The organism is Tumidithrix elongata BACA0141 (assembly GCF_036349135.1).
GTDB lineage: Bacteria > Cyanobacteriota > Cyanobacteriia > Pseudanabaenales > Pseudanabaenaceae > Tumidithrix > Tumidithrix elongata.
Map to the genome: position 1 here is coordinate 1 of NZ_JAZBJZ010000087.1, position 23,011 is coordinate 23,011.

23 protein-coding genes are annotated in these 23,011 nt (G+C 45.4%); 10 read left to right on the top strand and 13 right to left on the bottom strand.

Going from position 1 to position 23,011, the window contains the following annotated elements; genetic code table 11:
• Positions 1-112: 112 nt before the first annotated feature.
• The 5 genes from serS to V2H45_RS18175 form a co-directional block, all read right to left on the bottom strand.
• Complete coding sequence (serS, locus tag V2H45_RS18155; protein WP_330485084.1) at positions 113-1,393, bottom strand: serine--tRNA ligase; 1,281 nt, start codon at positions 1,391-1,393, stop codon at positions 113-115.
• A 146-nt stretch (positions 1,394-1,539) separates the two neighbouring features.
• Positions 1,540-2,013, bottom strand: coding sequence for a DUF1003 domain-containing protein (locus V2H45_RS18160; protein WP_330485085.1), 474 nt, complete (start codon positions 2,011-2,013; stop codon positions 1,540-1,542).
• Between the two features lie 170 nt (positions 2,014-2,183).
• Positions 2,184-2,471 carry a serine--tRNA ligase gene (locus V2H45_RS18165; RefSeq protein WP_330485086.1) on the bottom strand — a complete coding sequence of 96 codons (288 nt, stop codon included), beginning with the start codon at positions 2,469-2,471 and terminating at the stop codon, positions 2,184-2,186.
• 164 nt (positions 2,472-2,635) lie between these two features.
• A complete protein-coding gene (locus V2H45_RS18170) occupies positions 2,636-2,941 on the bottom strand; it encodes a chlorophyll A-B binding protein (protein WP_330485087.1) in 306 nt (101 codons plus the stop codon).
• Between the two features lie 119 nt (positions 2,942-3,060).
• Positions 3,061-4,578, bottom strand: coding sequence for a serine/threonine-protein kinase (locus V2H45_RS18175; RefSeq protein WP_330485088.1), 1,518 nt, complete (start codon positions 4,576-4,578; stop codon positions 3,061-3,063).
• Between the two features lie 284 nt (positions 4,579-4,862).
• Here V2H45_RS18175 and V2H45_RS18180 point away from each other — a divergent pair, with 284 nt between their 5' ends.
• The 3 genes from V2H45_RS18180 to ahcY all read left to right on the top strand — a co-directional run bounded on the left by V2H45_RS18180 (position 4,863) and on the right by ahcY (position 9,100).
• Entirely contained in the window at positions 4,863-5,918 is a 1,056-nt protein-coding gene (locus V2H45_RS18180) for a potassium channel family protein (RefSeq protein WP_330485089.1), read from the top strand.
• A 179-nt stretch (positions 5,919-6,097) separates the two neighbouring features.
• On the top strand, positions 6,098-7,585 hold the full coding sequence (locus V2H45_RS18185) for an inorganic phosphate transporter (RefSeq protein WP_330485090.1): 1,488 nt from the start codon (positions 6,098-6,100) through the stop codon (positions 7,583-7,585).
• 213 nt (positions 7,586-7,798) lie between these two features.
• On the top strand, positions 7,799-9,100 hold the full coding sequence (gene ahcY, locus V2H45_RS18190) for an adenosylhomocysteinase (protein ID WP_330485091.1): 1,302 nt from the start codon (positions 7,799-7,801) through the stop codon (positions 9,098-9,100).
• 77 nt (positions 9,101-9,177) lie between these two features.
• Here the strand turns inward: ahcY and V2H45_RS18195 are convergent, their stop codons facing one another.
• Together V2H45_RS18195 and V2H45_RS18200 are read right to left on the bottom strand one after the other, a co-directional pair.
• On the bottom strand, positions 9,178-9,312 hold the full coding sequence (locus V2H45_RS18195; protein ID WP_330485092.1) for a hypothetical protein: 135 nt from the start codon (positions 9,310-9,312) through the stop codon (positions 9,178-9,180).
• Positions 9,313-9,456: 144 nt separating this feature from the next.
• Positions 9,457-9,675 carry a hypothetical protein gene (locus V2H45_RS18200; protein WP_330485093.1) on the bottom strand — a complete coding sequence of 73 codons (219 nt, stop codon included), beginning with the start codon at positions 9,673-9,675 and terminating at the stop codon, positions 9,457-9,459.
• 170 nt (positions 9,676-9,845) lie between these two features.
• Between V2H45_RS18200 and ggt the strand changes: the two genes are divergently transcribed.
• From ggt to atpC, 4 genes are all read left to right on the top strand, one after another.
• A complete protein-coding gene (gene ggt / locus V2H45_RS18205) occupies positions 9,846-11,645 on the top strand; it encodes a gamma-glutamyltransferase (RefSeq protein WP_330485094.1) in 1,800 nt (599 codons plus the stop codon).
• Positions 11,646-11,757: 112 nt separating this feature from the next.
• Positions 11,758-12,243, top strand: coding sequence for an allophycocyanin subunit alpha-B (locus tag V2H45_RS18210; RefSeq protein WP_330485095.1), 486 nt, complete (start codon positions 11,758-11,760; stop codon positions 12,241-12,243).
• A 302-nt stretch (positions 12,244-12,545) separates the two neighbouring features.
• A complete protein-coding gene (gene atpD, locus V2H45_RS18215) occupies positions 12,546-13,976 on the top strand; it encodes a F0F1 ATP synthase subunit beta (RefSeq protein ID WP_330485096.1) in 1,431 nt (476 codons plus the stop codon).
• 106 nt (positions 13,977-14,082) lie between these two features.
• The gene (gene atpC / locus V2H45_RS18220) at positions 14,083-14,487 is read left to right on the top strand and encodes an ATP synthase F1 subunit epsilon (RefSeq protein ID WP_330485097.1); all 405 of its coding nucleotides are present in this window, start codon (positions 14,083-14,085) and stop codon (positions 14,485-14,487) included.
• A 79-nt stretch (positions 14,488-14,566) separates the two neighbouring features.
• Here atpC and V2H45_RS18225 read toward each other — a convergent pair whose 3' ends face one another.
• Both V2H45_RS18225 and der read right to left on the bottom strand, forming a co-directional pair.
• Positions 14,567-15,970: a sigma-70 family RNA polymerase sigma factor gene (locus V2H45_RS18225; protein ID WP_330485098.1), complete on the bottom strand. Its 1,404-nt coding sequence runs from the start codon at positions 15,968-15,970 to the stop codon at positions 14,567-14,569.
• Between the two features lie 465 nt (positions 15,971-16,435).
• Positions 16,436-17,797 (bottom strand): ribosome biogenesis GTPase Der, encoded by a 1,362-nt coding sequence (der, locus tag V2H45_RS18230; RefSeq protein WP_408648824.1) that lies wholly within the window; start codon positions 17,795-17,797, stop codon positions 16,436-16,438.
• 244 nt (positions 17,798-18,041) lie between these two features.
• On the opposite strand from der, the gene V2H45_RS18235 reads away from it, so the two are divergent.
• Together V2H45_RS18235 and crtR are read left to right on the top strand one after the other, a co-directional pair.
• Entirely contained in the window at positions 18,042-19,331 is a 1,290-nt protein-coding gene (locus V2H45_RS18235) for a glucose-1-phosphate adenylyltransferase (protein ID WP_330485099.1), read from the top strand.
• 225 nt (positions 19,332-19,556) lie between these two features.
• Complete coding sequence (gene crtR, locus V2H45_RS18240; RefSeq protein ID WP_330485100.1) at positions 19,557-20,537, top strand: beta-carotene hydroxylase; 981 nt, start codon at positions 19,557-19,559, stop codon at positions 20,535-20,537.
• Here crtR and V2H45_RS18245 read toward each other — a convergent pair.
• The 4 genes from V2H45_RS18245 to V2H45_RS18260 form a co-directional block, all read right to left on the bottom strand.
• The gene (locus V2H45_RS18245; RefSeq protein ID WP_330485101.1) at positions 20,516-20,833 is read right to left on the bottom strand and encodes a DUF760 domain-containing protein; all 318 of its coding nucleotides are present in this window, start codon (positions 20,831-20,833) and stop codon (positions 20,516-20,518) included. The two genes, crtR and V2H45_RS18245, sit on opposite strands and share 22 nt — an antisense overlap.
• Positions 20,834-20,964: 131 nt before the next feature.
• On the bottom strand, positions 20,965-21,327 hold the full coding sequence (locus V2H45_RS18250; RefSeq protein ID WP_330485102.1) for a single-stranded DNA-binding protein: 363 nt from the start codon (positions 21,325-21,327) through the stop codon (positions 20,965-20,967).
• Between the two features lie 112 nt (positions 21,328-21,439).
• Entirely contained in the window at positions 21,440-21,853 is a 414-nt protein-coding gene (locus V2H45_RS18255) for an HNH endonuclease (RefSeq protein WP_330485103.1), read from the bottom strand.
• Positions 21,850-22,212, bottom strand: a complete 363-nt coding sequence (locus V2H45_RS18260; RefSeq protein ID WP_330485104.1) for a hypothetical protein — start codon at positions 22,210-22,212, stop codon at positions 21,850-21,852. The genes V2H45_RS18255 and V2H45_RS18260 overlap by 4 nt, the downstream gene beginning before the upstream one ends.
• Before the next feature lie 291 nt (positions 22,213-22,503).
• On the opposite strand from V2H45_RS18260, the gene V2H45_RS18265 reads away from it, so the two are divergent.
• A partial coding sequence (locus tag V2H45_RS18265; RefSeq protein ID WP_330485105.1) for an NgoPII family restriction endonuclease occupies positions 22,504-23,011 on the top strand: 508 nt, incomplete at its 3' end.

Sequence of the window (23,011 nt, forward strand, 5' to 3'; positions counted from 1 at the left end):
TCTCTTTTTATTTTCGTTTTTCGTCTCTGACTGATTTTTAGAGGTGCCCTAAAGAGAAAGTGGAGGAACGAAATACTGACAATTATCAAAATCCTTCTCATAATCTAGGAGCCTAGAGATACTCCCTGCCCACAATGGGTTGTAGGACTTCAGGTAGCTTGATGCGCCCATCAGGTTCTTGATAGTTTTCCAAAATTGCTGTCATGGTTCTACCTACAGCCAAGCCCGATCCATTGAGCGTATGCAGGAATTCCGTTCCTTTTTTGCCCTTACTCTTAAAGCGCAGATTGGCTCGACGCGCCTGAAAATCTCCGAAATTCGAGCAGCTAGAAATCTCTCGATATTGACTTGCCGAAGGTAGCCATACCTCAAGGTCATAACACTTTGCCGCGCCAAAACCGATATCGCCCGTACAGAGCTCGACCACACGATAGGGTAGCTTTAACGCTTGCAAAATCGCTTCGGCATCTTCCACTAGGCTCTCATGCTCTTGAGCAGAAGTGTCGGGATGCACAAACTTGACCAGTTCCACTTTATTGAACTGGTGTAAGCGAATCAGTCCTCGGGTATCTCGCCCATAACTCCCTGCTTCGCGCCGAAAACAAGGGGTGAAAGAACAGTGGCGAATCGGAAGCGTCTCTCCATCAAGAATCTCATCGCGATATAGATTCGTTACAGGGACCTCTGCGGTGGGAATTAACCAGAGATCGTCCTCAGCGCACTTAAATAAGTCTTCAGCGAACTTAGGCAACTGCCCCGTACCCGTCATGCTGGCAGTATTCACCAACACGGGTGGAAGTACTTCGATATAGCCCTTAGCCGTATGGGTATTGAGCATAAACGTAGTAATCGCGCGTTCTAGTTGTGCCCCTGCACCCAAGAGCGTCACAAATCGCGTCTGAGCAATTTTGACGGCACGTTCAAAGTTGACAATCCCTAGTTTTTCAGCAATTTCCCAATGGGGCAAAATATCTGTTCGCGTTGATTTATATTCATCGCCCCAGCGCCGCACTTCCACATTGTCGTTTTCACTTTTGCCGATGGGTGTGGTTTCGCTCGGTAAGTTGGGAATGTCTAAGAGGAGTCGATCGATTTGTTCGCGCAGGGATTTTTCTTGGGGTTCTAGACCCGCAATTTCCTGCTTGATCTGATTTGCCCGTTCTTTAAGGGTTTGGATTTCTTGCTCTTGCCCGCTAGAAGCCGAGCGCATCATTTGTCCTACCTGTTTGCCAATTTCATTGCTTTCGGCCTGTAGGTGCGATCGCTTTGTCTCTAATAAACGAATTTCTCGATCGAGTTCGACAATTTTGCCAATATCGTAACCACCACCTCTAAGATTAAGGCGGGCTTGGACTTGCTCGGGCTGCGATCGAATTTGCTTGATATCTAACACGAACTTCTAAACTTTTCCTTGTAAACTTTTTAGCAGTGACTTAATACTAATAGACTTTACACAAATTTTTAGCCTACAATTGCAACAAACTCCCATTCCTCTAAACACCAGCCAATTCTCTTTTGGGTTCCCATGAATAATGTTGGTTAGATGGGCTCGCTAGGTTTGGGGTGATTAGCATTAATCTCACGTCTGAGCATTTCTTCTAGGCGTTGGATCGTTTCATTTTGCATAGAAAGCATTCGGCTAAGTTCAGCTATCTCTCTGTCCCTTAAACTATCAAGCTTTTGATGCAATGACTCGATTTCAAGCTCTGCTTTTACATCAACCTCAAGGTCTTGCTGAGCCTTTAATCGATCGACTTCAGATTGTCGATTTTGGCTCATTAAGATAAATGGCGTAGCATAGGCTGCTTGAAAGCTTAAGGCAAGATTTAAAAGGATAAAAGGATATTCATCCCAATGTTTGATCCAGCTAATGACGTTCAGAATAATCCATAGACCTAACAGAAAGCTCTGAATGAGGATGAATCTCCACGAACCAACTGTGGCTGTGACAATATCGGCAATCTTTTGTCCTTTTGATGAGCGAGAAGGTTTAGATCTGAGCGATTTATCCATGATTTGCTACATTTGGAGATTTTAGGGTTGATTTGCTGGTATCGTCGTTGAGCGGCGCACTTCTACATTATCATTTTCACTTTTGCCGACGGGTGTGGTTTCACTGGGTAAGTTGGGAATGGTAAAAAGGATGGCATCAATTTGGTCGCGCAGGAATTTTTCTTAGGGTTCTAGACCGCAATTTCCTGCTCGATCTGATTTGCCCGTTCTTTAAGGGTTTGGATTTCTTGCTCTTGCCCGCTAGAAGCCGATTCCCCTAGGGATGCGTTCCGCCGCATTTGTCCTACCTGTTTACAAATTGCATTGCTTTCGACCTGTAGGTGCGATCGCTTTGTCTCTAATAAACGAATTTCTCGATCGACTTCGACAATTTTGCCAATATCTTGACCACCACCTCTAAGATTAAGGTGGGCTTGGACTTGCTCGGGCTGCGATCGAATTAGCCTGATATCTAACACGAACTTCTAAACTTTTCCTTGTAAACTTTTTTAGATGCAACCACTCTATAGCAAACAATAAAAAGAGCGCACTACAGCGCGCTCTTGAATGGAATTTTGTTTTGATATTTCATTTTTACATCTCTTTGGGTTTAGACAAAAGAGATACGGGAGAGGGGAGAAATTTAGCTGGCGCTTTCTTGAGGTGTTGCAGTTTCTTCTAGCTTGACAACCTTGATCGCGTAATAGCCGACCATGGTTGCGATCGTAAAGCCTGTGAGAAATAGAGCCACGAGCAAACCACCAGCACCTGTGATGCCGATCTGAGCCAAGATGCCTTTGCCTGTGACGATTTCATTTGCCAAACCAGCCGCAAAGCCAATCATTGCCATGCGTCCGTTCCATGTTTCGGCAAAGTTACTAAACCCAATAATGCCATCGCCCGTGGGGTTAACGTTAAGTGCTTTTAAGTCGATCTTGGTTGCTGTCATGGTGAAATTTCCTATTCCGTCGTTGCATTTACAAATCTTTATATAATGTTGGCTTTTTTGTAAATAAATGTAAATCTACCGTCAGAAGCATTTCAAACCAAGGGGTTTTTAGAAATTACCTAATTATCCTTGCAAACCTGTAGGCGATAGAACAAGCGATCGATCGTGTTAAATCCTTCCCAATAGCAGAGGCTGGGTAAATGACCTTTAGGGGCATCTAAACGAAACGTGAGATCTTGATACTTCAACCACTTGGGCGATGACGATAGCGCCGAGAGCCAAGATTTTTTTGTCCATCCCACGCGATCGCTAAATTTAAGATAGGTCTTTGCTAGCTGCCAGTAGTTCTCTTCGGAATAAAGCAGCCCGCCTCCTAAGCCCTCCCAAATCTCTTTTTGTACGCCAAAGCCAAAGTGCCCGTTGCTATAGGTTGTCCATAGTCGATCGATCGCGAACAACTCAGCACAGGGAAATTTGGCAATATCTTCACCCCGTAAATTGGATATGTTCTCTCTTCCTGAGATTTTGAGAATTAAATGATTGGTATGCCGATCTGCTTTTTGCCAACTTCCCTTCGCTAGGAATTCCTGCAAAGCAAAAAATTCCGTATCGTTCGTTCCCTGCACTCCCAAGGGCAAGACATAGGGATCCCCCAGTTTTATCTGGGCTTCAGTCACAGGATTGAGCACAGGTATAGGATTTGCATTGAGATTCGCATTGAGATTCTCTTGAATATTCACCAAAGGGATAGAACTAGAATAGGGAATCTTTAAGTCTTGTAGGATCGCGATCGCGGAGGGATAACGTCGTGCGATCGCCCTCTCCAGCATTCGATCTAGAACTCGAACCAGCGTTTCGGAAATCGGTGTAACCACCTGCGATCGCCACATCCACACATCTTCGCGATCGTTATACAGATCGAAGGGAGAAAGATTGGTGAGTAAATGAATGCAGGTAACGCCCAAACTATAGAGGTCGCTTTGAAAAACGGCTTTTCCTCTCGCCTGTTCGGGCGCAGCATATTCCGCACTGCCGATCGTCGTTCCTGTTTTGCCAATCATGGCAGGATCTGCGAGCACTTTCGCTGCCCCAAAATCCACAAGCACATAGCTTCGATCTTCTTGACGCTGAATAATATTTTCAGGTTTGATATCGCGATGAATGACGTTGCGATCGTGGATAAACTGAATCACGGGTAGTAAGTTCGCCAATAAACCCAGAATTTGTTGCTCGTTAAATGCCCCAAACTGGGCTAGGGCTTGGCGCAGATTTTGCCCTTCGATCAGTTCTTGGACTAAATACAGACAGCGATCCTGCTCAAAATAGGCAATTAGCTCTGGGATTTGGGGATGTTTGCCCAATGCTTGCAGTTGCTCTGCCTCTCTGGTAAATAACTCTGTTGCCTTTTGTAAAGCTCGATCGCTCTGCACCTGCGGCAAAAACTGCTTGATCGCACAGAGGCAATCGAACCTGCCCAGATCCACTGCTCGAAAGGTTCGACCCATACCCCCTTGAGCGATCGGTGCGATCGCGCGATACAGCCCCTTAAGCACCAACCCAGCCCCACAGGTTTGACAAAACTTTAAACCTTCTGGGTTCTGTGGCTTTAGACAATAGGGGTTGAGGCAGTAGCTCATTGATTTGAAAAGGTTTTAAGCATCAACTTTCCATTCAGTTTAACGAATGACAAGATTCTACGCGCACTTTTGCGCTCTAGGCTACACAAACGATCCTGCGATCGATGTAGAAGGAGTTATGTCTAAGCCTGCGTACTATATTCATGAGGTGTATTCATGAGGTGTGATTTGTGAATTCATGGGGTGAGTTATGTGAGGCTCTGTGAAATCCCCATTGGATAAATCTCCTATGAAATTCTCACCATATAAAGATCGTAGCCGTTCATAGAAATATTTAGACATCGATGCAAACATCCCTCAAACGAGTTGTCTTTGGTGCCAGTTTTTTCTTATTTACGATTGTTGCATCCGTAAGTGGATACATGCTGTTTGGCTGGAGTTTTCTTGACGCACTCTACATGGTGGTAATTACCGTGTTTGGCGTGGGATTTGGCGAAGTGAAGCCCATAGAAACCCCCGCCCTCAAAATCTTCACGATGGTTGTGATTGTCGCAGGTACTAGTTCAGCAGTTTACATTGTGGGTAGCTTTCTGCAAATGGTTACAGAAGGTGAAATTCAAAAAGTATTAGAAGCGAGACGTATGACAAAGGGAATCGAATCCTTAGAACAGCACGTAATTATCTGTGGGTTTGGTCGTATCGGTCAAATTTTGGCAAGAAAACTAACTGAGTCCGAACAGAAATTTGTGGTGATTGATAATGACGAAGGACGCATGGCTTCGGCAGAGAAAAGAGGCTATTTGGCGCTACAAGGCAATGCGACGGATGAAGGGATTTTGATTGCGGCAGGCGTGAAGCAAGCTAGGGTTTTAGCAACGGTCTTACCTGATGATGCGCTCAATGTTTTTATCACCCTCACAACACGCGAACTCAATCCAGAGGTGGAAATTATCGCCCGTGGCGAGTTGCCCTCCACAGAAAAGAAGCTACGGCTCGCTGGGGCAAATCATGTCGTATTGCCCGCCTCGATTGGAGCCGAACGCATGGCACAGACGATCGTCAATCCCCATGCTTTAGATTTTTTGAGGGAAGATGCAGGAAGGCAAGATCTGAGCGATCTACTGGCACAGATAGACATTCAGCTTGAAGAGTTGACGCTGGCAGCAGGTTCGCCATTTATCGGCAAACCGCTCAGTAGTATGGAAGTCCGAGGGAAGGGAGCCTTTGTGGTTGTGGCAATTCGTAAGGAAGATGGTGAGATTGTGACCCACCCTTCGCACGATCGCATCCTGCATCAAGGCGATACAGTAATTTTAATGGGGCATCGCGGCGATATTCCCAAATTTGCCCAACGCTATGCTATGAAGCGACAAATGTACTATCGCGGTATGAGCTACTAATCTCTTTGCCATGCGATCGCTTGATAGCGATTCTTCATTGTTTGCGAACCAGATATGGGCTTGCAGCTTTTGCAGGTAAGATGCACTACAAATAGGTACGCTACCGTTTTGGGTGAAAATAGGACAGTTCATTCCTATTCCCCACTGGCTAAAACGGAACTTACCTTAAAAAGAGCTGTATGGATCTAATAATTGGAGACTTGTCGCTGATTAATGGACTCTTTCTGTTACTAGCACTAGGACTGGCACTGGGCTTTGAGTTTGTGAATGGGTTCCATGACACGGCTAATGCTGTGGCAACCGTGATTTACACCAATACACTCAAGCCAACCTACGCCGTTGTGTGGTCTGGCATTTGGAATCTAATAGGGGTATTGACCTCTACGGGTGCAGTTGCCTTTGGCATTATCTCGCTATTACCTGTTGAGTTGGTCGTCAACGCTGGCTCAGGTGCTGGCTTTGCTATGGTCTTTGCCCTGCTCATTTCAGCGATTATATGGAACCTAAGTACTTGGTATTTTGGACTACCTGCCTCCAGTTCGCACACGTTGATTGGTTCGATTCTGGGTGTTGGCCTGGCAAATTCCGCAGTTACTGGAGCGGCATTTGGCGAAGGAGTGAACTGGGAAAAAGCGATCGAGGTTTTTCAATCGCTATTGCTTTCACCTCCGATCGGCTTTATGGCAGCAGCTCTAATCCTGTTGGCAGCAAAGGTGTTGCTCAAAAATCCAGCTCTATACCAATCGCCCGAAGGGGAAACACCTCCACCAATATGGATTCGAGGCTTACTGATATTGACCTGTACGGGTGTCAGTTTTGCCCATGGCTCCAATGATGGTCAAAAAGGGATGGGTTTGATCATGCTCATCTTAATTGGCATATTACCTAGCATCTATGCCCTAGATTTGAGTATAGATGCCCCTACATTCGTGAATTTATCGGAAGCATCAAAGGCTGCCGTCGTTACCCTTGACAAACATTCACCGCCTAGCCTATCAGTACAGGGCAAGGAAATTGATGTGCAGCTTTCTAGTTTCTTAAAGTCGGGGAATGCTAGCGATCGCACGTTCTCAGCCCTAGCCGCAAAGAATCACGCGATCGCTGACAAACTCATTGGTAAGAACAGCTTTCAGGAAGTGTCTAAAGAGGATCGCCGCTCCTTGCGCAGTGACTTCTATCTTCTGGCTAAAACCATTGACAAGCTAGATCGGCAAAGCATGTTTGCTGATGCCGCCGAGCAGAAGACATTGATCAATTACAAAAAGCAAATACAAAGAGTCACAGAATTCATTCCCGACTATGTGAAAGTAGCCGTAGCTCTTGCCCTTGGTCTCGGGACTATAGTCGGCTGGAAGCGGATTGTGGTTACAGTCGGCGAAAAAATTGGGAAAGAACATCTGACCTATGCTCAGGGAGCCGCAGCGGAGTTGGTGGCAATGTCCACCATTGCGACTGCCGATCGCTTCGGGTTACCTGTGAGTACAACCCACGTCCTGTCTTCTGGTATTGCAGGTACGATGATAGCAAATGGTTCTGGCATTCAGACAGATACAGTCAGAAACCTTCTCCTCGCTTGGATTTTAACTTTACCTATTTGCATGTTTTTGGGTGCATTGACCTTTTCTGCCGACCTATTTATCGTTATCCATATCTTTGGACTGAAGTGACGTGAATTCGGGAAAAGCATTGCGGAGAAAACCATTCGGAATATCAAGGCTGTAATAACAACTGTGAATTCTGTCTAGATTGGGGCAAAGCGATCGCCCTATAAGCGATCTTTGAGTAGCGGGCATTTATACTGTTAGGTGAACTGTTCGTTGAAGAACAAAAAATTAACGCTTCTAAGCTCAGTCCAAATTTAATCACGCTAAACCTAATCCATGACAACTACACCTATACGCTCAACTGTCGAAGCAAACACCACAGTTAAGCATGAAGTCAAAGATCTCAGCCTCGCCCCATTGGGTAAGCAACGCATCGAGTGGGCGGGTCGAGAAATGCCTGTTTTACGCCAAATTCGCGATCGCTTTGCCGCAGAAAAGCCCCTTGCTGGTATTCGCATTGCCGCATGCTGTCACGTCACCAGTGAAACGGCCAACTTGGCGATCGCGCTTAAAGCCTCTGGTGCAGATGCCGTCCTAATTGCCAGTAACCCCCTGTCTACCCAAGATGATGTCGCCGCTTGCTTGGTGGCTGACTATGGTATTCCCGTATTTGCGATCAAAGGTGAAGACAACGCTACCTATCACCGTCACGTCGAAATTGCCCTAGATCACCGCCCCAATATCATCATTGATGATGGCAGTGATGTCACCACCAGCCTTGTCTTACATCGCGCCCATCAGCTTCCTGAAATCATCGGTACCACCGAAGAAACCACCACGGGACTAGTTCGCCTCAATGCCATGTTTAAAGATGGCAAGCTAACTTTTCCCGCGATCGCTGTGAATGATGCGGAAACCAAGCACTTCTTTGACAATCGTTACGGTACGGGTCAGTCCACCTTAGATGGCATTATCCGCGCTACCAATATTTTGCTGGCTGGTAAAGTCATCGTCGTAGCTGGCTATGGTTGGTGTGGCAAAGGTGCTGCCCTTAGAGCTAGAGGCATGGGAGCCAATGTCATCGTTACTGAAATTAATCCAGTCAAAGCGATCGAAGCGGTGATGGATGGATTCCGCGTTCTGCCTATGGCTGAAGCCGCATCGATTGGCGATATTTTTATCACCGTTACTGGCAACAAGCATGTGATTCGTGGCGAACACTTTGCCCAAATGAAAGACGGCGCGATCGTTTGCAATTCTGGTCACTTTGACTTAGAAATTGACCTCGTAGCCTTGAACGAGCAAAGCGTATCCAACAGCTTTGTCCGCAACTCTACCCAAGAATATAAGCTCAAGTCTGGCAAGTCTGTAATTGTTTTAGGCGAAGGTCGCTTGGTTAACTTGGCAGCCGCAGAAGGACACCCCGCCAGTGTCATGGATATGAGTTTTGCTAACCAAGCTCTAGCTTGCGAATTTCTCGTCAAAAATCAAGGCAAGCTCCATGCAGGTGTCATTTCCATTCCCTATGACATCGACCAAGAAATTGCTCGTTTGAAATTGCAAGCGATCGGCATTACGATCGACACGCTCACAGACGATCAAATTACTTACATGAATTCTTGGACAGTAGGTACATAGTTTTTAAATTCTCTATTTGAAGTTCTTTATTGGAACAAAATAAATTGGGGTGCATTCTATGCGCCCTTTTTTTGTCCTTAATAATTTGTAGCGACACGAAATCCATACCAGTTATTGGGTTTAATCTTTTCTGCAATCAATGGCAAGCTTAGTCCCACATACAGCAAGCCTACCCCTAAAAACAAGCTATTGATTAGGAAAAAGTCGTCCATATAAATTCTTTGGAAAAGTTACAGGATGTTTCATCAAGCCTAGGTCACCAGAAACTTACTGTAAGGAATCGATCGCAAAGAATTCACGAACTCGTTAAAGATTTGTAAAGGAACGATCGCAATTGCTCAGGCATTCCATCGACCTCAATCATTCCATTCGCCACGGGGGGGCACAACAGGATTCATGGTTAAAGGGCGAGAATTATCTGCCTCTTTGATCGCACGTCTTTGTAGCCACTGGCGAATTGCCATGTCAATGACTTGGTTGGGATCGTTGGTAACTTCTGCTAATTCTGCGAGTAGAGCAGGATCTACCTCTACGTTGCGATCGCTTTTGGATTCGCTGGCGTTATCGTCTGGCATAACAGTTTTGGGATATTTAGGGTTGAACTCAGCAAATAGTCTATAACTTGCGTTGGATAAAACTGTAACTTGGCTAGCTCAAAATGATAAAGCTTTAAGTAACTTACAGACTTTAACAACTCTAGTATAGGAAGCAAAGCAATAAATACTACTGTAACCGCTTTGAATCTATGCAGATCCTTTCTAGGGCGATCACTGTTGGTTTGAGTGCGATCGTCGCGATCGCTTTATTCCCATTCTTTTCAACCCAAGCCACCCTTTTACCCCAACGCAGCCAAACCAGTATGGTGGCTTCAGCCAGTCCCCTTGCCAGTGAAGTGGGCTTGCAGATTTTACGTCAAGGGGGCAATGCCGTCGATGCAGCCGTGGCAACAACCTTGGCAATTTCCGTGGTAGAGCCTTTCTCTGCAGGTATTGGGGGCGGCGGATTTTTACTCTATTCCCAAGCGGGTCATCATTCTAAGCCGACGATCGAGGCACTAGACTTTCGAGAACGGGCGCCCCTAGCAGCAACCCCCGATATGTATCTAGATTCAGTGGGGAATGTGCGCGCTGGGCAGAGTCTGAACGGACATTTAGCTGTTGCTGTCCCTGGCACGATCGCTGGGCTAGTCGAAGTCCATCGCCTGCATGGCAAATTAGCTTGGCAAGACTTGGTCAAACCTGCCATTCAACTGGCACGAGCGGGTATTCCCGTAAATCAGCGGTTTGTAGAACTAGCAAAATTACGGGAAGCGGCGATCCTGCAAAATCCTGCTGCTAAGGAATTGTTTACCCACAACGGTTCAGCCTACGCCCTCGGGGAATATCTCAAGCAGCCAGACCTAGCTAAAACTTTAGAAGCGATCGCGCGAAGACCCCAAGACTTTTATACGGGCAAGATTGCCGAGGCGATCGCCCGCGATATGCGCGATCGCGGTGGGATCGTGACCAAGGAAGACTTAAAGGCTTACAAACCGATCTGGCGATCGCCCCTCTGTGGCGATTTTATGCAAACCTACATTTGCTCAATGCCACCCCCCTCTTCTGGCGGCGTTCACCTGTTAGAAATTTTAAATATGTTAGGGGATGGCAAATCTTGGCAAACCCTCGGATGGCATCATCCTGACACGTTACATTTCTTAACTGAGGCATTTCGGATTGCCTATGCCGATCGCGCTATTCATCTCGGCGATCCCGATTTTGTGACTGTCCCCACTGCTGCCTTGATTAGCCCTCGCTACGCTGCCCATCGTCGCCAAGAGATTGACTTACACAAAGCAACCCCCTCCCAATCAGTAAAAATTTACGATCCAGAAGCCTTGCAAAAGCTGAGCGTCAAGGAAGATGCCCAAGAAAGGTACGAACAAATCGGGAAATTGGCATTTTTACCGCAAACCGAATCCCTTGATACCAGTCACTTGACGGTAATCGATCGCGATCGCAACGCCGTCAGCCTCACCTTTACTGTCAATGGGCCTTTTGGGGCAAGCGTGGTTGTGCCAAGCATGGGAATTTTGCTAAATAACGAAATGGATGACTTTGCGATCGCCCCCAATACACCCAACCTATTTGGTCTAGTCGGCGGAACCCAAAATCAGATCGCGCCCCAAAAAACGCCTCTATCGAGCATGACTCCCGTCATTGCCTTCGATCGCGATCGGCAAAATTTGCAATTTGCCTGTGGCTCATCGGGCGGTAGCACGATCATTACGCAGGTTTTACAGCTTGTCTTACATCTATTGGTTTATGGGATGGATGCTGGTGCAGCCATGTCCGCACCGCGTTTGCACCACCAATGGCTACCCGATCGCCTATCCGTCGAACGTTGGGGCTTGGATATTAAAACCTTAGACGATCTGCGGCAAAGAGGGCACAAAATCGAGGAGCGCAGTAACTGGGGACATGCCAACCTCATTGTAGTCAAGGCAGATGGCAGTCTTGAAGGAGCAGCCGATCCTCGGCGAGAGGGAGCAGTTTTAGGGTTTTAATAAAAACTTAACTAAGGTAAAGCGATCGTTTCTGCAAATCTTATCGTTTGGGACATCCTGCTGAGACCGCTTTTGGTAAACTGAATGAAAATATGAAAAACCATCTTAATTTATGAGTGTAGTAAGTCAAGTTTTATCGAAAGCAGACGACGAACTTCGTTACCCCACACTGGGCGAATTGCAAGGTATCAATAATTTTTTGAAAACCGGTAACCAACGGATTCGTATCGCCACCACGCTTGCCGAAAATGCAGATAAGATTGTCAAAAAAGCCAGTGCTGAACTATGGAAATTACATCCTGACTACATTTCTCCCGGTGGTAATGCCTACGGACAAAAGCAACGCGCCCAGTGTTTGCGCGACTTTGGTTGGTATGTTCGCCTAGCCAGCTATGGTGTTTTATCAGGCGACCAAGAACTCATCGACCAAATTGGTATTCTAGGCGCAAGGGAAATGTACAACTCCTTGGGTGTCCCAGTCAGTGGCATGGCTGATTCGCTCCGTTGCCTCAAAGACGCTGCTTTGGCATTGTTGAGCAAAGAAGATGCTGAAACCACAGCACCCTATTTTGACTTCATGATTCAAGGGATGTCTTAAGGAGATTTCCAACAAACAAATTACCCGATGTAGGGGTAGTACCCCTGTGCCTACCCTGTGGTATCTAGGGCAATCACAGGGGTATTGTCCCTGCCGTATTTTGACTTCTCCGAAACTATCTCTGCGTCACATCAAAGATTCACAATAAAGATTCACAATATGGGCGCAAGTTTGCGCAGCGAGAAAATATCAGGGTTTAATTTCTGCGTCACCATAAAATGATATTTTAATCATTAGTAAAGAATCTTGAACGAGTTTCCATTTATTCAACTTGAGTTAAAGGGCTGGAGTAATCAGCAAGCATGGTACAAACTGCAGAGAAAGCAAACATAGGGTACATTACCCAAATTATCGGTCCTGTTGTCGATGTGGAATTTCCCAACGGCAAGCTGCCTGAAATCTATAATGCGATCGTCATTTCAGGGAAGAATGAAGCAGGGCAGGATATCAATGTCACTTGCGAAGTCCAACAATTATTAGGTGACAACCGCGTTCGTGCTGTAGCAATGAGCACCACAGATGGTGTGATTCGAGGCATGGAAACAAAAGATACAGGCGCTCCCATTCAAGTTCCTGTAGGCAGTGCTACCCTTGGACGTATTTTTAACGTCTTAGGCGAGCCCATTGATGAGTTGGGTCCTGTTGATACGCAAGAAACCTTCCCAATTCACCGTCCTGCTCCCGCATTTACCAGCTTAGAAACCAAGCCTTCGACCTTTGAGACGGGCATTAAGGTCATTGACTTGCTCGCTCCCTATCGTCGGGGTGGCAAGATCGGTCTATTTGGTGGTGCTGGTGTTGGCAAAACCGTATTAATTCAAGAATTAATTAACAACATTGCGAAGAAGCACTCAGGGGTGTCTGTATTTGGTGGTGTAGGCGAGCGTACCCGTGAAGGAAACGACCTCTACAATGAAATGAAAGAGTCAGGTGTGCTGCAATACCTCGCTCTTGTTTACGGTCAGATGAATGAGCCCCCCGGAGCTAGAATGCGCGTGGGTCTGTCTGCTCTAACCATGGCAGAATATTTCCGCGATGTTTCTAAGCAAGACGTGCTCCTGTTTATCGACAACATTTTCCGCTTTGTCCAAGCTGGTTCTGAAGTATCCGCACTACTCGGTCGGATGCCTTCTGCTGTAGGTTATCAGCCAACACTGGCAACAGAAATGGGCGATCTACAAGAACGCATTACCAGTACCACAGATGGTTCGATTACCTCTGTACAAGCTGTTTACGTACCTGCGGATGACTTAACTGACCCAGCTCCTGCGACCACCTTTGCCCACCTTGACGCAACCACCGTGTTGTCTCGTGGTTTGGCATCTAAGGGTATTTATCCTGCGGTCGATCCACTGGATTCTACGTCAACCATGTTGCAACCAACCATCGTCAGTGCCGAGCACTACGAAACAGCCCGTGCAGTACAACAAACCTTGCAACGTTACAAAGAGCTGCAAGATATCATCGCAATTTTAGGCTTAGATGAGTTGTCTGAAGACGATCGCATCGTTGTTGCCAGAGCCCGTAAGATCGAGCGTTTCTTGTCTCAGCCCTTCTTTGTTGCTGAAGTATTTACAGGTTCACCCGGTAAGTACGTCACCCTCGAAGAAAACATCAAGGGCTTTAAGATGATCTTATCTGGTGAGCTAGACGAGCTACCCGAGCAAGCATTCTACTTGGTGGGCAACATCGAAGAAGCGATCGCCAAAGCTGAAAAGCTCAAATCTGCCTAGTTTGATTCTTATTCAGATTCCCTGTCAGTTGTCGGTGTAAGTTTCATACAAACCACTGACAACTGATCGTGACATCTACCGATCGCTGACAACTGACAACTGAAATATGACATTAACTGTAAAAATTATTTCCCCAGGTTCCACTGTTCTCGATGCTAAGGCTGAAGAAGTTATCTTGCCAAGCACGACTGGGCAACTTGGTATCTTGACCAATCACGCGCCTTTAGTTACAGCACTGGATATCGGTGTGCTGCGCTATCGACAAGACCGCACTTGGGCAGCGATCGCCCTAACAGGTGGATTTGCTGAAATCGAAGACAATGAAGTCACGATTCTCGTTAAAAGCGCTCAAGCAGGTAAAGATATCGATGCCGAAACTGCGCGCACCGAGCTTACTGCCGCCGAGCAAAAACTTGCTTCACTCAAAGAAGACGATAAGCAAGGCAAAATTCAAGCTGAACAAGCTGTGAAAACTGCTCGCGCTCGCTTGCAAGCAACAGTTCCTCTCTAGTTCTGTAGTAGTTGACTTTGGCTCAGTTCGACGTCGCTCACTGAACTCGGCTCAGCCAACAATACGTTAAATTTGAATATTAATCTAAAGGGGCGGTCATGATGTTTTTTAACAGACTCAGCCCTTTTTTTACTTGTCGAGAAACAGTTACGACACTAATTCCTAAGGTTTCTGCAACTTCTCGGTGGGTAAACTCCTTAAGAAATACAAATTCCACAATTTGGCGCGTCCGATCTTCTAAGAGATCGAGGGCTTGCTGCAACCGCATATTATCTTCTTGCGCCAGTTGAAAACTGCGATATTTTGTATCGGTCATCAAGTCACCCAAGGTCGAATCCTCATCGCCGTCACCAATCGGTGTATCGAGGCTAATGGGAGCGCGATTTTGACAAGCCAATTTAATTTCTTGCCACTCTGTAAGTGGAATGTCTAGAGCCTTGGAAATTTCTAGGTCAGACGGTTCGCGACGTAAGTTTATCCGCAGTTCGCGAATTATTTTGCAAGCTTGATTGTAAATGGTCAGCCAACTTCTCGGAACGCGCAATGTGGGACTTTTATCCCGCAGATAATGCTGAATCTCTCCCCGAATATAGGGTACGGCAAAGGAGCTAAAGGCATGCCCCCTTTCCATGTCAAACCGCTCGATCGCCCGAATCAATCCAATCGAGCCTACCTGCATTAAATCTTCAAATCCTTCCGTACATTGGTTGACCCAATGGTATGCTTCTTTTCTAACTAGCCCAAGATTGAGACTGACCAAACGATTGCGGAGTTGGGGCGTAGGTTGTTGACGATAGGCCTGTAATAGCTCTAAGGTTTCTTGCTTAAGTTGCCCAGAAGCAGTCGTGTCATCGGAGTCAGCCTTTATTTTAGATTTTGATGCAATTTTTGACTCAGGTCTTGCTTCGGGCTTTATAGGTATCGGTTCAGGTCTTGCTTCAGGTCTTGCCTCAGACTTTGCAGAAGTTGGTTCAGATTTGGGTTCAGGAGCTTTCAGTGCCCGTTCCTCAAGGTTACGTAAAACCTGTTGTAAGACTTCAGTATCTTCTTTAGCTAACCGAAAACTCTGGTATTTGGGTTGTTGTTGAGAGGCTTGAGTCTCGTAATGTTGGGCAGCCTCAGGAGAAATTTCACAGAAATCAGACTGATCGGATGGGTTAGTTTGTCGGTCTGCCCCAGTAGTCTGCTTCTCTAAAAAGACTTGGATATGTTTATGAATATGTAAGACGGCAAAATACTGAAAATCTTGATCGGATTGGAGATCGTATTCTTTAAAAGCCTGTTTTAACCCACTTGACCCTGCTTTGAGTAGATCGTTATCTCCGCAATCGGTCTGATTGGGTAGGCAGTCAATTACAGTATGCACCAACCCAATATGCAACTTTACCAATTGCTTTTGTAGCTTGGCAGATGGCAAGTCTTGATAGGCTTTAATCAACCCTAGTACCTGACTACCATGGGTATCTTGATAATTTGGTAGCATCTGTACTTTCCTCAGCTACACCTACAACATTCGTTAAGCTGTTCGTGAAAAAACTCAATCAGAGGTTTAGGTTAGGTCAAATAATTAGATTCAACAAAGTTGAGTTCCAATTACTTTCCCAGAAACTCTGAATGATTGCCCCTCTGACTCGAAATCAAGTATTAACAAACCGCAACATAGATTGCCAACAAAATCTTGTTAACAAACCAAAGTAATAAAGCCAACTATAGCGATGCTGTACTTTAGTGCCGTGAAGAAAGACAAACAACACCAAAGACATCTTAGATGACTTACTAAAGCCAAAACTGTATCAACCGATCATACTTTGTCCTGCTGAAAATGATCAATGATGTTGTGGCAGCAACAATTCTCATCCCAAATAGAATCATGACATCTTAAAAAATGCCAAATAGCGATCGCCAATTCACCGAAAAGTTAGTCTTTGCAATTGCAAGTAAATTGGGGCTAAACTCTGGTAGCTCGGTTAGAACTGCGCTCGACTTCGCGTTGATTTTTGCCGCGCCACATGAGGCGGAGCGGTGTTCCCTCAAATCCTAATGCCGAACGAAACTGCTTTTCGATATAGCGGCGATAGTTATCGTTAAATCGCTGCGGATCGTTAACGAACAACACGATCGCAGGCGGCGCACTGGACACCTGCGTGCAGTAATAGATTTTGCCCTGTTTGCCCTGACGGCTAGAAGGAGGGGAATGCCAAGAGGTTGCCTCCGTCAAGGCTTCATTTAAGACCGCTGTAGATACGCGGCGACGATGTTGCTCGGCGACAATATCGACTTGATCGAGGATCTTGGTGACGCGCTGCCCTGTAAGTGCACTTACAAAAATAATCGGGGCATAGTCAAGAAACATCATGCGGCTCTTGACTTCTTGAGTGTAGTCATAAATGGTGTAAGAGTCTTTCTCTACTGCATCCCACTTATTCACCACAATCACGCAGGCACGACCTTCTTCATTGATTCGTCCTGCTAGTTTTTGGTCTTGCTCGGTCACGCCATCGACGGCATCGATCACCAACAGCACCACGTCAGAACGTTCGATCGCTTTAAACGCACGGTTGATGCCAAAAAACTCAGGACCGTATTCCACATTCTTTTTGCGCCGAATCCCTGCGGTATCGATCAGCCGATAGCGTTTTTCGTCTCTAGAGACAACCATATCGATCGCATCTCGTGTCGTTCCAGAAATCGGACTCACGATTGCCCGTTTCTCGCCTGTAAAGGCATTGAGTAGGCTGGACTTACCCACATTGGGTCTACCAATAATCGCTACCTTAATCTCTTCGGGCTCAGGTTCTACCTGATCTGGGGCAGGGAAATGCTTGACCAATTCGTCGAGTAGCTCACCCGTACCATTACCGTGGATACCTGACATCGCGATCGGTTCGCCCAGACCTAACTGCCAAAATTCGCCTGCCAGTGCTAAACCAGAGTTAGCCGACTCACACTTATTCACCGCGAGTAAAACAGGTAAAGATTGCTCCCGCAACCATTGACCAATTTGCCAATCCGCAGCCGTGAGTCCTTCTTGCCCATCTACAACAAAAATTACGGCACAGGACTGCGCGATCGCCGTAAATGCCTGTTCGCGGATCAAGGGCAAAAACTCGGTATCATCGGCAAACACCAATCCACCTGTATCGACTACGGTAAATTCATGGGCTCCCCAAAAACATTCTCGATAGGTGCGATCGCGTGTCATCCCAGGCTGATCGTGCACAATGGCTATGCGTTCCCCTGCTAAACGGTTGACGAGGGTAGATTTGCCCACATTAGGGCGACCGACAATAGCAACAATGGGGCGAGACATAGCGTTATGGGAGAGTCCCCTTTGGAGGGAGAGAATTAGTGCAGCTTTTCTATTCTAACTGGTAATTTCAGCGGACTAACACATTCAACCTGCCCCAACCTAAAAACTTTATGACGATCCCCTAACATCACAGGAAGATCGATCTTGACTTGCCAAGCATCACCACATCAACAGACAATGGTAAATAGCGAGGTTCAACATTAAGCGATGCAAGTTTAGAGCTAGAGAAAGAGTCAAAAAAAGTATGAAAAAAGTTCTGGCAGTAATTTTGGGCGGCGGACAGGGTTCGCGTCTATATCCGTTGACAAAGCGGCGAGCAAAACCAGCAGTACCTCTAGCTGGAAAATATAGATTAATCGATATTCCAGTTAGTAACTGTATCAACTCGGATATTGAGAAAATTTATGTTTTAACGCAGTTTAACTCAACTTCACTCAACCGACATATCACCCAAACCTACCGCCCTTCAACCTTTTCAGATGGTTTCGTTGACATTCTTGCTGCCCAACAAACCCCCGAAAATCCTGATTGGTTTCAAGGGACTGCCGATGCAGTGCGTCAATATCTCTGGTTATTAGAATCTTGGGATGTGAGCGAATATTTGATCCTGTCTGGCGATCACTTATATCGGATGGACTATCGCCATTTTATCGATCGCCACCGCAGCACCAATGCGGATATTACCCTGTCTGTTTTACCCGTCGATCACAAAAAAGCCTCAGCATTTGGGCTGCTCAAAATCGATGGAGACGGCAAAGTAATTAATTTCAAAGAAAAGCCAACAGGCTCAGAACTCGAACAAATGATGGTTGACACCACAGCGTTAGGGTTAGATCCTGTAGCGGCAAAATACAGTCCCTTCATCGCTTCTATGGGGATCTATGTGTTTAAAAAAGAAGCAATGATCGAATTGCTGAATGAGAACAAGCACTTCACTGATTTTGGTAAAGAAATTATTCCTAGTGCGATCGGTCGCTTTAACGTTCAGGCGCATTTATTTTCTGATTATTGGGAAGATATTGGAACCATTGAGTCCTTTTATCACGCCAATCTTGAATTAACCCGCGAACCCGAGCCACCCTTTAGCCTTTACGATGTCGATGCCCCAATCTATACCCGCGCGCGCTATCTCCCCCCTAGCAAGTTACATGACTGCCAAGTTAAAGATTCGATCATTGGCGATGGGGCAATCTTAAATCGAGCCACAATTACCAACTCAATTGTAGGCATTCGCCAAATTATTGAAGCGGGCTGCGTAATCGAAGATACGCTCTTGATGGGAGCTGATTTTTATCAAACCAACGATCATCTTGCCTCCGATCGCAAAGCATCGAAAGTGCCTCTGGGAATTGGCGAAAACTCTGTGATCCGTCGCGCCATTATTGATAAGAATGTCCGTATTGGCAAGGGCGTACAGATTATCAACAAAGATCACGTACAGGATTCGACGCGTGAAGACAAAGGTTTCTGCATTCGTAGTGGCATCGTTGTTGTGATGAAGGGTGCTACGATTCCAGATAACACAATCATTTAGTAATTTTTGCTCTGATTAAATTCTGCACGCCATTGCACTACCTAGAAATCCAACGGCTCAAACCTTTTGTGAATGCAGGTTTTGACTCTAATTCAAAACCGTGTAATAAATCTATACAATGTGCAATGGTGTAACGTTATACTACGGAAGAGTTATTTGCTTTTCTAAGTCATAAATTTCTTTTTATTTTTGTTTAACGTCATTGGATAAGTAAGGAGTGTGAACATGCAGCAGACAGGGAAAGCCCTGACTGTTCCGCTAGATTTAATGGGGCCGCCAGACATATTGAACCCAACTTTATGTCTACTGCTCGGCTCAATTTGTCTAGCGATCGCCTCGACAACAGGCTACTGGGTGTGGAACTGGTCTCATTGGATTGTATTTATATGTAACTTTGTGGCGCTGTATGTTTTGGGCACAGTCATCCACGATGCCTCCCATGGGGTAGCACATCGCAATCGGATCGTGAATGCTGCTATGGGGCATATTTCAGCCGTACTCCAAGGATTTGTCTATCCTGTGTTTACGCGCGTACATATGCAGCATCACGCCCATGTCAACGATCCAGAAAATGACCCCGACCATTTTGTGTCTACGGGCGGGCCATTATGGATGATCGCTGTGCGCTTTTTTTATCATGAAGTGTTTTTCTTCCAACGTCGGTTGTGGCGCAATCACGAACTAGTGGAATGGGGAATTAGCCGCCTTATCCTTGTTGCAGTACTAATTGCTGGATTTGAATTGGGCTTTATTAATTACATTCTGACCTATTGGTTTGTGCCTGCGGGCATCATGGGCTTGATGTTAGGGCTTTTCTTTGACTATCTGCCCCATCGCCCTTTTGCTGATAAATCTCGTTGGAAAAACGCTAGGGTTTACCCTGGCTGGTTCCTGAACATTTTGTTGTTGGGACAAAACTATCATCTCGTCCACCATCTCTGGCCTTCGATCCCTTGGTACTATTACCAAAAAGGCTACTATCAGATGAAGCATCTGCTCGATGCGAATGGAGCCCCCCAAACGCTCGGTCTGCTCAAATTCCCAGACTTTGGTAGCTTTATGTACGATGTATTCTTAGGAATTCGCTTTCATGGGCATGCCCCCAAGGATGCCTCAAAAACCGAGCTAAAGCATCAAACAGAACTTTCTAATTCAGCGTCCGAGTTAGAGAATCACGAAGAACCTCAAACTTCATCTTCTAAATGAGCATGCGTAGAGAAGCTGTGATCTAACTGCATCCGAGTTTCCATTTGCTTTAAAAAATAACCAGTCATCATTGCCGAACCTAGCAACCCTGCTAGGTTTTCGCGATCGGTGGTGATGCTGATATTAAAGTGCTGAGGGGGCAACATCCCAACAAGATTTTGAATATTTTGCGAGATGATCTGTTTTACCTCTGGACTCACAGATTGCGCCACTTTTGCCAATGCGTCAGGGGGTTGGTTTTGTAAGTAGGCTAATAGTGTGTTGTCACTAGCATTTAGTTCGTGGATGTCAAACATAGGTTTCTTTGTTGTCAAAATTTAGACTTATATGTATTTTTACATCACTGCATATAGTTTCTAGGGTGGGAAACCGAAATTAAAGGAACAGAAAACCAACCACCAACCCAGATTATTTTGCAGGGCAAGGGTTAAAAGTCATCGTCATAACCAGTGCTAGCAGATTCGTTATCTCGCTTTGAGCCTAAGAGATCTAGCTGCTCTACACGAATTACAGGTTTTTGCCGCTCTTCCCCGGTATTGCGATCTTGCCAACGGTCAAATTTTAAGGAGCCCGTGATACCGATCAAACTACCCTTTTTGACATAATTGGCAGCAACTTCAGCGCTTTTATCCCACAGTTCTAAGTCAAACCAATCGGGGGGCTCATCTCGATTACTGGTGCGACGATTTACAGCAAGCGTAAAGTTACAGACAACTTTGCCTGACTCAAAATACTTAACCTCAGGATCTCTACCTGCACGCCCAACCAGATTGACTTTGTTTAGACTCATAATTTTAGACCCCTATTCTCAAATATCTTATAGTCTACTGATTTGTAAATTAGTACTCCAAATTTTAGCTTTACTGAGCACTCAGATCAATTATTCGGGAATGTTCGCTAAATTACTCGATCGCTCCAGACTGTAGCAAAAGCTGACGCTCCTCAACTCTGTCAGGACGATTTAACCTCAACAACCGAATTGTAACTCGACCTATAGGGGTTAAGGGCACAAATTCAGCCCCACTCAGACAAAAATGTTCGTGCCACAGGTCTTGGCGAGGATGATATAAGGGTGCAATTTTTCCTGTTTCTGGATCGACGGAGGCAAGATCGCTGCCTTTGTGCTTGTTGCACAGACTACAGGATAGAGCTAAATTCTCCAATTCAGTCTGTCCACCATGTTTTTCGGCAATGATGTGATCGATCTCGTGGGGTGCAAAAGTAGCTACATCAGGAATCAAACAATATTCGCAGCGATTTTTTGCCCGTTCGCAAACCTCCCTGCGTAGAGCAACAGAAATGTAGGTTTTGCTCATTCTGCATGAGTTTCCTTGAGCTTTAAAAAGGCTCTGGCTTTAGCCATTCTGACAATATGCTCTAGGTATTGGTATCCTTGCCATAATTGTTCTTCTGCTGGGGTTAGCCCCACGGTTCGATTTTTTTCTAGCAGAATACTAATTTGAGCTTGGAGGGATTCAGATGGACGCAGGGCAATAATGGCTTCATTTGTGGGTAGGCTTGCTAGAAACTCTAAGATTTCAGCCATGCCTGAGAACCCGTCTTGAGAGATCGCATTAAGTTCTCGTAACCCCAATTCTAGAATTTGAGGTAACTTATCTTGAAAGGGTTGAAGCTGAATCGCAACTTCGTCAGGTAGGTCAAATGTAATTTGCATAGACGTAGGCTTTTACTACAAGGATAGACTCTCTGAAATATTGAATATAGTTAAGCAGTTAGACTGTTTAGATAAGTCAGTACTATTGGCATGGAGAAAACAGAATTATTAATTATTTTTAGTAGGTACTCAATCAACCACAAACTTAACTGAGAGCCTCATCTTGATAGATTGGCTTAATTGTCGTCTAACATTTGAAGCCATTTTGAAAAGTATTATCAAGCATATCCACTTTTTCGCAAACTTTAAAATCTCTATAATTTGTTTTCTTGATATTTTTAGATAAAAATCATGGCAAATTTGTTGCAAGCAATTTCCAACATTATTCATTCTCCTATTTTGGATGTAGTGAGCTATTACAGAGGTAGGAATAGAATCAATGCAGTTGGCGATGCTTTGGAAGCCTTTATCAAAGATGCCTTTGCTAATACGCTCAACTCAGATGCTGAAAACACAAACACTTACTCTCAAGTATTTTCATATATCGGCAATGCCAATAATCCACCAGATTTAATTCTAAAAGATAGTGATGCTATAGAGGTTAAAAAAATAGAGTCGCTAAAATCACAGATTGCCTTAAATAGTTCGTATCCAAAATCAAGGCTATTATCAAACGATCCAATGATTACGAATGCTTGCCGAAACTGTGAAGACATTCGCTGGACAGAGAAAGATATAATTTATACGATTGGAGTCATACGAGAAAATAAGCTTAAGTTGATATGGTTTATCTATGGTGACTGCCAGGGCTATTTCATTCTAAATAATGTCTTGAGCGTGTTAAGACTAAAACCAGCGT

What these genes read in the sequence shown, in the direction of transcription:
- V2H45_RS18160 (WP_330485085.1), bottom strand. Translation starts at nt 2,013, where the DNA reads ATGGATAAATCGCTCAGATCTAAACCTTCTCGCTCATCAAAAGGACAA.
- V2H45_RS18170 (WP_330485087.1), bottom strand. Translation starts at nt 2,941, where the DNA reads ATGACAGCAACCAAGATCGACTTAAAAGCACTTAACGTTAACCCCACG.
- V2H45_RS18175 (WP_330485088.1), bottom strand. Translation starts at nt 4,578, where the DNA reads ATGAGCTACTGCCTCAACCCCTATTGTCTAAAGCCACAGAACCCAGAA.
- V2H45_RS18180 (WP_330485089.1), top strand. Translation starts at nt 4,863, where the DNA reads ATGCAAACATCCCTCAAACGAGTTGTCTTTGGTGCCAGTTTTTTCTTA.
- V2H45_RS18185 (WP_330485090.1), top strand. Translation starts at nt 6,098, where the DNA reads ATGGATCTAATAATTGGAGACTTGTCGCTGATTAATGGACTCTTTCTG.
- ahcY (WP_330485091.1), top strand. Translation starts at nt 7,799, where the DNA reads ATGACAACTACACCTATACGCTCAACTGTCGAAGCAAACACCACAGTT.
- V2H45_RS18195 (WP_330485092.1), bottom strand. Translation starts at nt 9,312, where the DNA reads ATGGACGACTTTTTCCTAATCAATAGCTTGTTTTTAGGGGTAGGCTTG.
- V2H45_RS18200 (WP_330485093.1), bottom strand. Translation starts at nt 9,675, where the DNA reads ATGCCAGACGATAACGCCAGCGAATCCAAAAGCGATCGCAACGTAGAG.
- ggt (WP_330485094.1), top strand. Translation starts at nt 9,846, where the DNA reads ATGCAGATCCTTTCTAGGGCGATCACTGTTGGTTTGAGTGCGATCGTC.
- V2H45_RS18210 (WP_330485095.1), top strand. Translation starts at nt 11,758, where the DNA reads ATGAGTGTAGTAAGTCAAGTTTTATCGAAAGCAGACGACGAACTTCGT.
- atpD (WP_330485096.1), top strand. Translation starts at nt 12,546, where the DNA reads ATGGTACAAACTGCAGAGAAAGCAAACATAGGGTACATTACCCAAATT.
- atpC (WP_330485097.1), top strand. Translation starts at nt 14,083, where the DNA reads ATGACATTAACTGTAAAAATTATTTCCCCAGGTTCCACTGTTCTCGAT.
- V2H45_RS18225 (WP_330485098.1), bottom strand. Translation starts at nt 15,970, where the DNA reads ATGCTACCAAATTATCAAGATACCCATGGTAGTCAGGTACTAGGGTTG.
- der (WP_408648824.1), bottom strand. Translation starts at nt 17,797, where the DNA reads ATGTCTCGCCCCATTGTTGCTATTGTCGGTCGCCCTAATGTGGGCAAA.
- V2H45_RS18235 (WP_330485099.1), top strand. Translation starts at nt 18,042, where the DNA reads ATGAAAAAAGTTCTGGCAGTAATTTTGGGCGGCGGACAGGGTTCGCGT.
- crtR (WP_330485100.1), top strand. Translation starts at nt 19,557, where the DNA reads ATGCAGCAGACAGGGAAAGCCCTGACTGTTCCGCTAGATTTAATGGGG.
- V2H45_RS18245 (WP_330485101.1), bottom strand. Translation starts at nt 20,833, where the DNA reads ATGTTTGACATCCACGAACTAAATGCTAGTGACAACACACTATTAGCC.
- V2H45_RS18250 (WP_330485102.1), bottom strand. Translation starts at nt 21,327, where the DNA reads ATGAGTCTAAACAAAGTCAATCTGGTTGGGCGTGCAGGTAGAGATCCT.
- V2H45_RS18255 (WP_330485103.1), bottom strand. Translation starts at nt 21,853, where the DNA reads ATGAGCAAAACCTACATTTCTGTTGCTCTACGCAGGGAGGTTTGCGAA.
- V2H45_RS18260 (WP_330485104.1), bottom strand. Translation starts at nt 22,212, where the DNA reads ATGCAAATTACATTTGACCTACCTGACGAAGTTGCGATTCAGCTTCAA.